This window comes from Nocardia sp. NPDC055053 (assembly GCF_053608285.1).
Map to the genome: position 1 here is coordinate 56,133 of NZ_JBSGVD010000009.1, position 13,708 is coordinate 69,840.

General features: G+C 67.5%; 13 protein-coding genes. 5 read left to right on the top strand and 8 right to left on the bottom strand.

From position 1 onward, the window contains the following. Nucleotides 1–29: 29 nt before the first annotated feature. Together ACWF82_RS11920 and rpsF are read right to left on the bottom strand one after the other, a co-directional pair. Entirely contained in the window at nt 30–590 is a 561-nt protein-coding gene (locus ACWF82_RS11920) for a single-stranded DNA-binding protein (RefSeq protein WP_019050000.1), read from the bottom strand. Nucleotides 591–684: 94 nt separating this feature from the next. Continuing rightward, nucleotides 685–972 (bottom strand): 30S ribosomal protein S6, encoded by a 288-nt coding sequence (gene rpsF / locus ACWF82_RS11925; RefSeq protein WP_022565973.1) that lies wholly within the window; start codon nt 970–972, stop codon nt 685–687. A 169-nt stretch (nt 973–1,141) separates the two neighbouring features. Between rpsF and ACWF82_RS11930 the strand changes: the two genes are divergently transcribed. Continuing rightward, nucleotides 1,142–2,527, top strand: coding sequence for a glycosyltransferase family 87 protein (locus tag ACWF82_RS11930; protein WP_452500477.1), 1,386 nt, complete (start codon nt 1,142–1,144; stop codon nt 2,525–2,527). A gap of 72 nt (nt 2,528–2,599) precedes the next feature. Here the strand turns inward: ACWF82_RS11930 and ACWF82_RS11935 are convergent, their stop codons facing one another. Then, nucleotides 2,600–3,706, bottom strand: a complete 1,107-nt coding sequence (locus ACWF82_RS11935) for a DUF475 domain-containing protein (RefSeq protein WP_452500479.1) — start codon at nt 3,704–3,706, stop codon at nt 2,600–2,602. 69 nt (nt 3,707–3,775) lie between these two features. Next, on the bottom strand, nt 3,776–4,351 hold the full coding sequence (locus tag ACWF82_RS11940) for a TerD family protein (RefSeq protein WP_019049996.1): 576 nt from the start codon (nt 4,349–4,351) through the stop codon (nt 3,776–3,778). 321 nt (nt 4,352–4,672) lie between these two features. Here ACWF82_RS11940 and ACWF82_RS11945 point away from each other — a divergent pair, with 321 nt between their 5' ends. The 4 genes from ACWF82_RS11945 to ACWF82_RS11960 are packed head-to-tail and all read left to right on the top strand — an operon-like array spanning nt 4,673 to nt 10,314. Next, nucleotides 4,673–5,761 carry a hypothetical protein gene (locus ACWF82_RS11945; protein WP_452500481.1) on the top strand — a complete coding sequence of 363 codons (1,089 nt, stop codon included), beginning with the start codon at nt 4,673–4,675 and terminating at the stop codon, nt 5,759–5,761. Between the two features lie 16 nt (nt 5,762–5,777). Beyond that, nucleotides 5,778–6,989, top strand: coding sequence for an HpcH/HpaI aldolase/citrate lyase family protein (locus ACWF82_RS11950; RefSeq protein ID WP_452500737.1), 1,212 nt, complete (start codon nt 5,778–5,780; stop codon nt 6,987–6,989). Beyond that, on the top strand, nt 6,986–9,469 hold the full coding sequence (locus ACWF82_RS11955) for a phosphoribosyltransferase (protein WP_452500483.1): 2,484 nt from the start codon (nt 6,986–6,988) through the stop codon (nt 9,467–9,469). Before ACWF82_RS11950 ends, ACWF82_RS11955 begins: the two co-directional genes overlap by 4 nt. Before the next feature lie 38 nt (nt 9,470–9,507). Further along, nucleotides 9,508–10,314 carry an HAD family hydrolase gene (locus ACWF82_RS11960; protein WP_452500739.1) on the top strand — a complete coding sequence of 269 codons (807 nt, stop codon included), beginning with the start codon at nt 9,508–9,510 and terminating at the stop codon, nt 10,312–10,314. A gap of 45 nt (nt 10,315–10,359) precedes the next feature. Here ACWF82_RS11960 and ACWF82_RS11965 read toward each other — a convergent pair whose 3' ends face one another. The 4 genes from ACWF82_RS11965 to ACWF82_RS11980 all read right to left on the bottom strand — a co-directional run bounded on the left by ACWF82_RS11965 (nt 10,360) and on the right by ACWF82_RS11980 (nt 13,645). Next, nucleotides 10,360–11,409, bottom strand: coding sequence for an alpha/beta hydrolase (locus ACWF82_RS11965; protein ID WP_452500485.1), 1,050 nt, complete (start codon nt 11,407–11,409; stop codon nt 10,360–10,362). Between the two features lie 135 nt (nt 11,410–11,544). After that, a complete protein-coding gene (locus ACWF82_RS11970; protein ID WP_452500487.1) occupies nt 11,545–12,309 on the bottom strand; it encodes an AIM24 family protein in 765 nt (254 codons plus the stop codon). A 4-nt stretch (nt 12,310–12,313) separates the two neighbouring features. Beyond that, complete coding sequence (locus ACWF82_RS11975; protein ID WP_452500489.1) at nt 12,314–13,012, bottom strand: AIM24 family protein; 699 nt, start codon at nt 13,010–13,012, stop codon at nt 12,314–12,316. Nucleotides 13,013–13,021: 9 nt separating this feature from the next. Continuing rightward, the gene (locus tag ACWF82_RS11980) at nt 13,022–13,645 is read right to left on the bottom strand and encodes an AIM24 family protein (RefSeq protein WP_452500491.1); all 624 of its coding nucleotides are present in this window, start codon (nt 13,643–13,645) and stop codon (nt 13,022–13,024) included. Between the last annotated feature and the right edge of the window lie 63 nt (nt 13,646–13,708).

Genomic DNA, 13,708 nt, shown 5'->3' on the forward strand with positions numbered 1-13,708 from the left:
TCTTCTCTCCGTACTATGAGTGCCGTTCCTCAGAACGGCGGTTCGTCATCCATGCGGCCGCCGCCCCCGAAGGAGCCGGCCGCGGGCGCGCTACCCCACGGATCGTCGTTGCCTGCGTTTCCGCCGCCCGACTGTCCGCCGCCACTGTTGGCGTTGTAGCCGCCTGCGCTTGCACCACCACCGGCATTGCCGGAACCGCCACCGAAGCCACCGCCTCCGCCGCCGCGACCTGCCTTGGAGACCTTGGCAGTCGCGTAGCGCAGCGAGGGGCCGACCTCGTCGACCTCGAGCTCGACGACCGTGCGCTTCTCACCCTCGCGGGTTTCGTAGGAGCGCTGCTTGAGCCGTCCGCTCACGATCACGCGAGCGCCTCGGGTCAGGCTCTCGGCGACGTTCTCCGCTGCTTCACGCCAGATGTTGCAGCGCAGGAACAGGGCCTCGCCGTCTTTCCATTCGTTCGAATTGCGATCGAACACGCGGGGAGTCGAAGCGACGGTGAAATTCGCCACCGCTGCGCCCGCGGGCGTGAAACGAAGCTCAGGGTCTGCCGTCAAATTTCCGATGACGGTGATGACCGTGTCGCCTGCCATGGGGGTTCCTCCTGCTCGGGGTGCAGTCCGCGTCTCGCTGTCGCGCTAGAGCCTAAAGATAGGCACCGACGAAAACGAGATTTCGCTCTGCGGACTACTTGTCGTTGCGCAGAACCTTGGTGCGCAGCACCGTCTCGTTCAGGCCCAGCTGGCGATCGAGCTCGCTCACGGTGGCCGGGGTCGCGGTCAGTTCGACGACCGCGTAGATGCCTTCGGCCTGCTTGGCGATCTCGTAGGCGAGCCGGCGGCGGCCCCAGATGTCGACCTTGTCGACCTTGCCGCCCTCGGTCTTGACGACGTTGAGCAGGTTATCCAGGGACTGCCCGACGATGCGCTCGTCCAGGCTGGGGTCGAGGATGACCATCACTTCATAATGACGCACGGACCAATCACCTCCTGTGGACTAGGAAACGGCCATGGACTTTCCATGGCAGGAGGGTTCGTTGCGTCAGCAACCCGGTAAGGCTACATGAGCGGGCCCTGAGCAGCGAAATCGATCTACGCCGCGGGTGTACTCCTGGATCGTCGCCGCGCCGCATAATGTGGTCGATATGACCACAGCCGACCCACAGCAGCGCGCGGCACGTGGCGCGGCGCGGGCCACGGCGCTGACGTTCCTGATCGTGCTGTTGTGCGCGCTCACCCTCGCGATGGCCTATGCCAACAAGGCGCGATGCGCGGGCGGCGCGATCGATGAAACCGGTCGCAGCCAGGTATTCGATGTCCGCAAGGATATGGATGTCTGCTATTCCGATATCCAGTTCCTCTGGATCGGCCGCGATATCGACAATCACGTCTTCCCGTATGTCGACGGCGGGATCACCGAGGAGGGCGCGCTCACCGGCGGCGCGGTGGAGTATCCGGTGCTCAGCGGCGTGCTCATGTGGGCGGGCGCGATCGGGGTCACCAACGACGCGGATTTCCTGTGGCATTCGGCGCTGCTGCTCACGCCGTTCGCGCTGCTGACAGCGTGGATGCTGGCCCGGTTGGCCGGCCCGGCCGCGTTGCTGTGGGCGATCGGCCCGCCGTTGGTGCTGTATGCCTTCCACAACTGGGAACTGCCGGTCGTGTGTACCGCGGTGGCGGCGGTCTACGTGATGTCCATGCTGACCGGCCTGTCGATACGCACCCGCGGGATCATCGCCGCGGTACTGCTCGCCATCGGTTTCTGCTTCAAGATCTATCCGGGGATCTTCCTGCTGCCACTGGCGTTCTACATCCTCACCGAGGGCGCGCCGAAAGACGCGCGGCGCGTGCGTGATCTGGACGTGGCCGGCGCGGCACAGGCACTGCTGGCGGCGATGGGCACGGTGGCCGCGGTGAATCTGCCGTTCGTGATGGCGGGCGTCGAGGGCTGGCGGGCCTCGATCACCTTCCAGCAGATGCGCCAGGCCGACATCACCACGAACTCGATCTGGTACTGGGGACATCGGCTCATCTTCGGCCGCGACGCCGAGACCACAACCACCTGGCACGACATGGTCGCCGTCGCCTCGCCCGCGCTGATCCTGGCGTCCTTCGTGCTGGCGATGTGGCTCGGCCTGCGCCGCTGGACGCCGACCTCGCCCTTCCCGTGGGTGGGTGTGAGCGGCGCGATGCTGTGCGGATTCATGCTTTTCCACAAGGTCCACTCACCCCAGTACACCCTGTGGATAATTCCGTTCCTGGTGCTGCTGCGGGTGCCGTGGTCGCTGGTCGCGGCGTATCTGGTCGCCGACGCGGCGGTGGGGATCGGCGTCTTCCGGTACTTCTACGCGATGGGCGCGGGCGAGGGGGTCGAGCTGATGGAGGGGATCGTCCAGTTCGGCGTGTGGCTGCGCTCCGCCCTGCTCATCGTGCTGTTCTTCGTGTTCCTGCGGGCCGGGCTGCGCGGTGCGCGCCGGACCGAATCGGCCGCCGCTCGCCTCGATCGACACGAACTCCAGCCGGTCGCCTGAGAAACGACAGCGGCGGCGAATCCCGATCCGGGATCCGCCGCCGCTGTGGCTATCGCGTGTTCGTGCCGCCGATCAGCTGACCGGTGCGGCTTCCTTGGACTCGTCCACCGCGTCGGGCTCGTCCTTGCGGTTGCGCAGGATGCTCGAGATGAACGCCGCGCCGATGAACGCCACGCCGACCAGACCGGTGATGAGCTCGTCCACGTGCACGCCGATCGAGATCAGCAGGATCGTCGCCAGCGCGCCGATCGCCCAGTGCGCGCCGTGCTCGAGGTACACGTACTCCGAGAGCGTGCCCTGACGGACCAGGTACACCGTGATCGACCGGACGAACATCGCGCCGATGAAGCCGAGGCCGAGCGCGATGATGATCGGGTCGGAGGTGATCGCGAACGCGCCGATCACGCCGTCGAAGGAGAACGACGCGTCGAGCACCTCGAGGTACAGGAACAGGAAGAACGCGGCCTTACCGGTCGCCTTCACCAGACCCGACGGGCCGGACGGCGAGTGTTCGAGCTCCTCGGTGTGGAACATCGAGCCGAGCCCGTCGACCGCGATGTAGACGATCATGCCGAGCAGACCGGCGACCAGCACGGTCGAACGGTCGTCTTCCTTGGCCAGGAACTCGGCGACGAGGATCAGGCCGGTGCCCGCCACGACCACCGACAGCATGTCGAGCTTGCCCGCCTTGGCCAGCGGCCGCTCCAGCCAGCTCAGCCAGGTGATCTCACGCTCTTCGAAGATGAAGTTCAGGAACAGCAGCGCGAGGAACATGCCACCGAACGCCGCGATCTGCGGATGCGCGTCGGTCAGCAGGGTCTCGTAGCTGGGGCTGCCGTCGGGGAAGTACGGTGCGTCGTCCGGCGGTGGGTTGAGCGCCAGGTCGAACGCTTCGATCGGACCGAGCCCTGCGGTGATCCACACGATGGCCAGCGGGAACACCAGACGCATACCGAACACGGCGATGACGACACCGATGGTCAGGAAGATCCGCTGCCAGAACTCGCTCATCCGTTCCAGGACGGTGGCGTTGATGACGGCGTTGTCGAACGACAGCGACACCTCGAGGATACCGAGGATCGCGCACAGTGCGAGGGCGGTCAGGCCACCATAGAGGTAGGCGACGACCAACGACACCACCGTGATGACGATGGACATGCCGAAGATGCGCGTAATCACGCGGAGGGACCTTTCTGTCTCACACGGACAGGGGGCCCGGTCAGTCGAGCCCCCCGTCCGCGATGGTGACTAGACGTTGACGCCGTAGTCGCGGGCGATACCGGCGAGGCCGGAGGCGTAGCCCTGTCCGATGGCGCGGAACTTCCATTCGGCACCGTTGCGGTACAGCTCGCCGAAGACCATAGCGGTCTCGGTCGAGGCGTCCTCGGACAGGTCGTAGCGGGCGAGCTCGGTGCCGTTGGCCCGGTCGACGACGCGGATGTAGGCATTACGCACCTGGCCGAACGACTGCGAGCGGGTCTCCGCGTCGTAGATCGAGACCGGGAAGAAGATGCTCTCGATGGTGGGCGGGGTGTTGGCCAGGTCGACGTTGATGACCTCGTCGTCGCCCTCACCCTCACCGGTGGTGTTGTCGCCGGCGTGCTCGATGGCGCCTTCGGGGGACTTCAGGTTGTTGAAGAACACGAAGTGCTTGTCCGAGACGACCTTCTTGTCGGCGCCGGTCGCGATCGCGCTGGCGTCGAGGTCGAAGTCGGTGCCGGTGGTGGTGCGCACGTCCCAGCCGAGGCCGACCGCGACCGCGGTCAGGTTCGGAGCCTCTTTGGTCAGCGAGACATTGCCGCCCTTGGACAGACTGACACCCATGCGGGAATCCCTTCGGTTAGTCCGGTGTGTCGTTTCCCAGCATGTCCGAATCGCCGGGTACCGCTACGACAGTAATAGGTTTCGCGGAACTTGCGTAGGAACGAGCAGCAGCCCTGGTTAACGCGGGGAATCTCCTACCATCGGGACTGTGCGTGGTCGGGTCGCCGCGCGGTTCGGAAAGGGGACGTGCCGGTGACATCTCGCAGACGCGGATGGTTCAGATCGGGGGCCGATCATGAGTGGATCAGCGGGGCGAGGGCGGCCACGTCGTCGGCCTTCCTCGATATGGACCATCGGCAGACGGCGGCGGAGGCGGGTGTGGTGGCCAGCGAACAGGTCTTCCCCGACCGCCGGGTCGGCGCGGTCTGGGAGCCGGTGCGCGCGCGGTGCTACGCCGCCGCCGGCGCGTATCTGAGTTTCACCGAAGAGCTCGATACCGCCGAAGCCGCGGGCAGCCCGATCGCGGACGGACCGGGCAGGGCCGATGCGCTGGTGCGTCAGCTCAACGACGCGGCGCGCGGGGTCGACGAGTTCTATCACTCCCATCGCGGCGGCCTGGAGGAAGCGGCGCGGGTGCGATCGGCGGTGCCGCAGCTGCTGGCGCACGTGCGGGCCGAGGCCGAACAGGTGCTCGCCGCCGCGGCGTCGTCGGGGTACGCGAGCTACCCCTCGATCGCGGCAGGTGTAAGGCGGCTGAATGAGGATCTGATCACAGCGTCCTCGGCCGATCCGCAGACCTCCGTCGCCGCCGCGCGCACGGCAGCGGCGGCGGTGCAGCAGGCGACGTCGGAATTGTCGGATGCGTTGGCGCAGGCCCCTTCTCGCGCTTCGGCGGCCGCGAAGGCGATCGCGTCGGTGACGACCAGGCTGGCCGCCGTCCGCAACCGCGCGAGTGGGCTCGGCCCGGCGTACTCGGCGCTGTTGCGCGAGTTCAACGCTGCGAGTTCGGCGGACTTGACCAACAATGAGCGGGAAAGCCGGCGCGGCATCGACGCCGCGGACGCGGCGCTGGTGGGCGCGCGTGTCGCGGCTGCCGATCACGACCCGGAGTCCGCCCTTGACCTGACCGCCACCGCGCGCCAGCACCTCGCCGAGGCCGAGCAGTTGGTCGACGCCGTCACCCGGCGCCTCGAACTGCTGCGCGAGGTGCGTGCCGACCCCGATGCGCACGCCCGCACCGTACGATTCCGGCTGCGGGACGCGCAGATGCTCGCGGTCGACCGAGGCCTGGTCGGCGAGTGGGGGTCGGTGCTCGATGCCCAAGCCGAACGCCTCGACCGCATCAATTCCGGACTGACGGGTCGTCATCCGGACTATTGGGCATATGTTTCCGAACTGGACACCGTCGCGGCGTTCATCGCCGGAGTGGTCGAACGCATCAGAAAACACGTAGGAACCGACAGGACTTAGGAATGCACAGGACATGATGACAGCGGGGTACGCGGTCGCGCCGGAGATCTGCCTGCGTAAGCAGGTTCCGCTGCGCCACTTCCGGCAATTGCACGGGCCGAGAGCCCGTGAGCTGTTCCTCCTCGAGCCGGAGCCGATCGTCGATGCCGACGACCGGGAACTGCTGGCGACCGCGCTCGGCGCGACGCTGTATGTACCTGCGACCCGCCCGGACCTGGTCGCCACCATCCAACGGCGCGCGGCGCGCGGCGTGTGCTCGATGGTGATCGACCTCGAGGACGCGGTCGCCGACCACCAGGTTGAGGCGGCCAAGGAGCACGCCGTCGCGACGCTGGATCTGCTCGCCCGCAGCGAGGAACCGAACCCGATGCTGTTCATCCGGGTGCGCGACCCGCAGACTGTCGCCGAGCTGGTCGACCAGCTCGGGCCGGGCGCCGACGTGCTCACCGGCTTCGTCTTCCCCAAGTTCGACGCCGTCACCGGGCCCGCCTACCTGGCCGCGCTCGACGACGCGCGGCGCAGACTGGATCGCCCGGTCTACGGCATGCCGGTGCTCGAATCGGCGAGCCTGGTGCATCGCCAGACCCGCGACGAGCAGCTCTCCCGCATCGCCGACCTGCTCGGCGAACACCGCGACCAGCTGCTCGCGGTCCGGATCGGCGCCACCGACATGTGCTCGACCTTCGGCATCCGCCGCGACCGCGATCTCACGATCTACGACGTGCGCGTGGTCGCCGACGTGATCGCCGACATCGTCAACTACCTCGGCCGCGCCGACGGCACCGGTTTCATCATCACCGGGCCGGTGTGGGAGTACTTCGCCGACCACGAGCGAATGTTCCGGCCGCTGCTGCGGACCGCGCCGTTCGAGGAGTCCGACGCGGTGCCGTTCCGCCAATACCTGGTCAGCCGGGACCTCGACGGCCTGCTGCGCGAGATCACCCTGGACCGCGCCAACGGCATCCAGGGCAAGACGGTGATCCACCCCTCGCACGTGGCCGCCGTGCACGCGCTGTCGGTGGTGACCCACGAGGAGTACGCCGACGCGCTGCACATCATGGAGGCCGACGTCGGCGGCGTCGCGGCCTCGGAATACCGCAACAAGATGAACGAGATGCGCCCGCACCGCAGTTGGGCCCGCCAGACGCTGGTCCGGGCTCGCGCGTTCGGGGTCGCCAACAAGGGAGTTTCCTTCGTGGATTTGCTGACAGCGATGATCGCCGAATGAGCGTGTTCGGACTCGACCTCGAAATACCGTGGGCGACACAGAATCTGGGTATCGAACTGCGACATGGTGAGTCGTTCGCCGCGTCGGCGGCCGAGGACGCGCTGCCGGGTGAGCTCTCGATCGCCGCGCTGGTCCAGCCGGGGCTGCGGCGTAATCCGCGGCGAGCCCACCTGCTGGTGTCGACCGTGCTCGGCAAGCATCTGCCCACCGATCCGCGCATCGTGATCGGCGCGGGCAATCGCCTGGGTGACCTGGTGCGCGACAAGCTCGGTGACCGTGAGCCCGTCGTGCTCGGATTCGCCGAGACCGCGACCGGTTTGGGCCACTGCGTCGCCGCGCGTCTCGGTGCGAGCTGCTACCTGCACTCCACCCGCAGGGCGGAACCGCGTGCCACCACGCTGACCGGTTTCGAGGAGGGGCATTCGCACGCCACCTCGCACCTGCTGCAACCCGCGCCCGCCGACATCTTCGTCAACGATCTGCCGCTGGTGCTGGTCGACGACGAGATCTCCACCGGTGACACCGCCATCGACGCCGTGCGAGCGCTGCACGCCTTCGCGCCCCGCTCGCACTACGTGCTCGCCTCGCTGGTCGACATGCGCACCGCCGCCGACCGCGCCAAGTTCGAGGCGTTCGCCGCCGAACTCGGCGCGCGCATCGACACGGTGTGTCTGGCTTCCGGCCGTACCGAGCTGCCCGACGGCTTGATCGAGACGGTCACCGCGATGCCGGAACCGGAGCTCAATCCGATGGCGGCACAGCCCGGTTCGTTCGGCCGGATCGAATTGACCTGGCCCGCAGACGTTCCCGAAGGCGGCAGGCACGGCATCCTGAACTCGGATGTCGCGGCTTTCGATATCGCGCTCGAGGCCGCCACCGACGAGGTGCATGCGCGCCTCGATGCCGAGTTCGCCGGTCGTCCCGTGATCGTGCTCGGCCACGAAGAGCTCATGTACCTGCCGCTGCGGCTGGCCGCCGAACTGGCGGAATCGGGCACTCCCACCCGCTTCCAAACCACAACGCGCTCACCGGCATACGTCCTCGACGAACCTGGCTACCCGTTGCGCCGTGGCTTCCGCTTCCACGCACCCGAGCCGGACCCGACTGCCCAGCGCTACCTGTACAACGCGCAGTGGACCGACAGCGATGCCGACCCGGTGCTGCTGATCGTCCTCGATCCGCCGGCCGACACCACCGACCTCGTCGCGCCGGGCGGCCTGGTCGACGTGCTCACCGCCGCGGGCGCCGATGTACTGATCGCCGTCCTTCCCGGCGCTGACCCGCGGGCGCTGCACACGGGCAGGACTTCGGTTCCGGCGGAGCAGCTGACTGCCGACGTGCCGGAACCTGCGCGTCGTTTCCCCGGAGCACTGCGCGGTCCCGAGTTCGGTTCCTATGCTGCCGACGAGGTTTCGTGGCTGCTGAAGGACCTCTCGGACGTCGACCTGGAAGCCGATATCGCCGAGCGCGAACGCCGTATCCAGGCCGGTGTCGCCCACTACGCCGAGTCGCTGCCGGTCGAGTACCAGCCCGACGCCGAGTACCGCGAACTGTTCGACCGCGTCCTGGCCGGGAGTGCCGAACGGCTCGCGCTCGCGGTCGCGACGGTGGCCGAGCTGGTGGTGGCCGAACGCGGCGAGGACATCGTGCTGGTCTCGCTGGCCAGGGCGGGCACTCCGGTCGGCGTGCTCATGCGGCGCTGGCTGCGCAGCGGTGTCGGTCGTCCGAGCCTGACCGTGCCGCACTACGCGGTGTCGATCGTGCGGGATCGCGGCATCGATGCGGTGGCACTCGATTACCTTGCCCACCATCATGATCCGTCCACGATCGTGTTCGTCGACGGCTGGACAGGCAAGGGCGCCATCACCCGCGAGCTCACCGACGCGCTCGACGCCTATCACGCCGCCGGTGGCGCGCGGTTCGACGACGAGCTGGTCGTGCTCGCCGATCCCGGCAACTCCGTGCGCACCTACGGCACCCGCGACGACTTCCTGATCGCCTCCGCGTGCCTGAATTCCACGGTCTCGGGGCTGGTCTCGCGCACCGTCCTCAACGACACCCTGATCGGTCCCGGCGAATTCCACGGCGCGAAGTTCTACCGTGAGCTCGCCGGCGCCGATGTCTCCAACCAGCTGCTCGACGCGGTGACCGCCGCCTTCGAGACCATTCGCGATCAGGTACCCGCCGCGGTCGCCGCGATCCGGGACTCCGATCGCACTCCCGACTGGTCGGGCTGGGCCTCGGTGGAACGGGTGCGTGCCGAATACGGTGTCGCGACAGTGAATTTCGTGAAGCCGGGCGTCGGCGAGACCACCCGCGTACTGCTGCGCCGGGTACCGTGGCGGGTGCTGGTTCGGGAAGCCGACGCTCCCGAACACGCGCACATCCGCCTGCTCGCCGCGGCGCGCAATGTTCCGGTGGAAGTGGTCCCCGACCTGGCCTACTCCTGTATGGGCCTGATCAAGGAGCTGGATCAGTGACCGCCGACGCGCTGTTCGCCACCGATCTCGATCGCACGATGATCTTCTCGCGCAACGGGTTCGGTGGCGCCGACGCCGTAGCCAAGCAGTGTGTGGAGTACTACGAGGGCGAGCCGCTGTCGTACATGACCACCACCGCCGTGGAACGGCTGGCGGCGCTGGCCGCGCTCGCGCCGGTCATCCCGACGACGACCCGCACGATCGAACAGTTCCAGCGGATCGACCTGCCCGGCGCGCCGTGGCGCTACGCCATTACAAGCAATGGCGGCAACATCCTGGTCGACGGCCTGCCCGACCCGACCTGGCGCACCGCGATCGACGATCAGGTCAAGGCCTCCGGCGCCACTCTCGCCGAGATCGGGGCCGAATGGCGCTCCCGCATCGACGATTCCTGGGTCACCAAGTACCGGGAGGCCGACGACCTGTTCTGCTACCTGGTCGTCCGGCCCGACGCGGTCCCGGACGGCTTCCTCGCCGAATGGGACGCGTGGTGTCGCACGCAGGGCTGGTCGGCCTCGCAGCAGGGTCGCAAGATCTACACGATGCCCGACGCGGTCTGCAAGAGCCTGGCCGTCGCCGAAGTCCGCCGCCGATTGGTGGAATCCGGTGCATTGTCCGAGGACGCGGAGCTGTTCACCGCGGGCGACGGCGCGCTGGACGCCCCGATGCTGACCGCGGCCGATGCGGCGATCCGTCCCCGGCACGGTGAACTGGAGGAGCTGAACTTCACCAGCCCGAACCTCATCGTCACCGAGTCGGCGGGCATTCTCGCGGGGGTGGAGATCCTGGAGTGGTTCCACGACGCCGTGGAGCGCGCCGCGCTGACAGTGGGCGACGCGGCCTGAGAGCCGAAACCCCGTGTGCCGCAGGGGCACTCGGGGTTGCCGGAATCACGGCTGCGGGAACAATCCCTTCGCCAGCACCGGCCACGACGTCTTGAGATCGTCCTGCCAGTAGCCCCATGAATGGGTACCGGTATCGCGGTAGACGAAAGTACCGGGAATGCCGAGCTGATCCAGGCGCGCCTGCAGATTGTGCGAGGACACGAAGATCGCGCCTTCGATCAGCGCGCCGAGGGCCACGGTCTTGGGCGTATCGGCGGGCTTCTCCATCCGGAACGGCCCACCTGGCTGATCGTGAATGCCCGGGATGCCGGTGCCGGTGGAGACGAAAAGATTTGTGCCGCGCAGCTTCTCGGCATTGACCAGCGGATCGTTGGCCGCCCACAGCGGCCCGCCGACCGGCCCCCACATATTCTCGGCATCACCGCCGCCATACAGCTCGACGGTCAGCTTCACCGCCTGCTGGCCCGCCGGATCACTCACCTGGGTGAGCCCGCTGTAGACCGCCGCGCTACGGAACAGGCCCGGCTTGGCGATCGCCAGGTTCAGCACCGGGATGCCCGACATCGACAGGCCCGCGATGGCATTGACCCCGTTGGTACCCAGCGCCGCATCGATCAGCGGCGGCAGTTCCTCGGCGATATAGGTCTGCCACTTGTTCACCCCGAGCACCGGATCGGGCTTGATCCAGTCGGTATAGAACGTCCACGCCCCGCCGATGATCTGCACGACATTGATGTCCTTGTCGGACAGGAAGTCCAGCGCATCGGTCCGCAGCTGCCACGAGGCACGATCCACCCCGCCACCAGCCCCGTTGAGCAGATACAGCGCCGGTTTCGGTGTCGACGTATCGGCCGGCCGCTGGACATCGACCGGGAACGTCTGATTCATCGCGGCCGAATGCACGTACAGCCGCAGATGTCGCGCGTCGGTCACCACTATCCGCTCGATGAAGGACCCATCCGGCGAGGTCGCAGCGTCGAGAGTGACACCGGGCGCACCGACAGGCGCCGCGGACACGGGGATACCGGTAACGATCGACGCGGCCACAGCGCACAGCACCGCCGCCACGACCCGTCGAATGCTGCGACGCCGCACTGCGCCAACTCCTCTGATCGAGCAACCGCCGACTCATTCCCTCGGCGGCCCCCACCGTAACGGCACCACCACACCCACCGTCAGCTTTTGGAGCGTACTCGTTTCAGAATTTGCCAGCCCGACCGAAGGGCTCGCTCAGTAGTGCTGTTGCTGACCCGCCAGCTGCTGCTGGACGACGCCGTGGATCCGTTGCAGGCCACCCACGGTGATACCGCTCTGCAGCTGACCTTCGATGGTCCTGACCAGGGCGTTGTCGCTCATCACCTTCTCCGAGGACTGGATGAGCACGGTGCCGGCGCCGGTGAAGTCGAACTGGCGCTCCTCGCCCGAGTTGGCGCCCATCCTGGCCGCACCGGCAGCCAGGAAGCTGCCGATCCAGCCCTGGTCGTAGTGGTGGCTGGGGGACGGGCAGTCGGCCCAGCCGACCAGGGCTTCGGGGTCGACGCGCAGTGGGGGCTCGGCGAACATGACCGGGCCGTTGGAGGAGGCGAGGAACTTGCCGGTGCCGATCAGGGTGAGGAAACCGGGGACGATCGACTGCTTGAGCGCCAGGCCCGGCTCGAAGGCGAGCAGGTTGGCGCCGCGGATGGTGAGGTTGCCGTCCTCGAGATCGTAGGAATTGATGTCGTAGCCGCGGTCGCCGATGATCAGCTTGCCGTGGCCCTCGGCCACCACGTACTCACCGGCGAACAGCGGCGCCGAGAACTGGCTGCTCACCATGTGCATGAGATTGCCCTGCAAGCCGTGGGTGAGCATCTGGAACTGGATCTGGCCGTAGTAGGCGATCATCGCGCCCTTGCGCATGAACCACGGGCCGGTCAGGTCGATGCAGTAGGCGTAGCTGTTGCCCGGGATGTTGTCGCTGGCACCGAGATTCATCGGGGAGAGGATTTCGCTCATCGACTCACAACTTCTCTTCTGAGGCCTGCACGTACACGACACCCTGTCCGTGGCAATGCAATTGCATCGCCTCGCCGGCGCCGCGGCCGACCGCGTCGCGCCAGCTCATCGCCGCCTTGAGTTCGGTCTGCACATTGCCGTAGGCGGCGACGAACGCCTGTGGGTCGACAACCACCGGATTCGGTCCGCCCACTTGCAGTTCCAGGAAACCGCCGTGGGCCAGCAGCACCGCGGAACCCTGTCCGCTGAGCTGGGTGGTGAACATGCCCTGGCCGGTCGCGACACCGGCGGCCGCGCCACGCAGCGCGCCCATCAGGCCGCCGCCACCGCCGCCACCACCGGAACTCGCCACCGAGACGACCGATGCCTGCAGACCCGCGGTGTTGGCCAGCAGTCGCGAAGCCTCGGCGCGCAGCACCGCGCCCTGCTGCATCTGCACCACGTGCACCTCGAGCCCGGCGAATCCGTAATGGACGGTGCCGTTTCCGCGCGCCAGCATGGTGCGCTCGTGCTCGCCCGCCATCATGGCGCCCGCCATCCGCATCAGCCCGCCACCGCCCATCCCTGGCCCGGCGCCGGGAATCTGGTGCGGCGCGAACGCGACCTGGCCCTGGTAGAACAACATCGCGCCGGTCCGGGCGACGACGCCGCCCGCCTGCCCGACATCGACCTTGACGACCTTGCTGTTGACCTTCTCGAACATCGCCGCTTCCTACCGTTCCGCCGGCTGGATCAGCACGACACCCTGGCCGTCCCACCGCAGTGAGAACGCCTCGCCCGCGTCCTGGCCGACCATCGTGCGCCAGGAGACGTCGGTGACGAAGGACTGGTTGAGGTTGCCGCGGGCCGCGACGAACGCGTCCGGATCCACGATCAGCGGATACTGCGGCGAGACCTCGAGATGGATCAGCGGACCACCCGCCGACAGCAACGCCACCTGGCCCTGCCCGCTGACGGTGGTGGTGAACAGGCCGCTGCCCGCCGACATCCCGCCGACACCGGCGAACCGCACATCGGTGCGCAGATTGCCCGCGAAGGCGAGCAGCTGCTGCGACTCGACCTGCAACGTCTCGTTGTTCAGATCGACAACGGTGACGTTCTGGCCGTTCACGGCGAAGAACACCCGACCGTTGCCGGTGCATTCCATCAGCGACAGCTTCTCGCCGGTGGCGCGGCGCTTGAGGCCCGAAAGCACGCCCTCGCCGCCGCCGAACCCGGCCGATTTGAACTGCACATTGCCTTCGTAGGCGACCATCGAGCCGGAGATCGCGCGGATACTCGTCCCCGCGAGATGGGCCTCGATCACCTTCTTCGATTGTTCGAACAGCTGCGCCATGACGGCCCTGGAGTCCCCTCTGGACAGGCGGGTGGAATGCCCGATACCTACTGCGTGGTCACC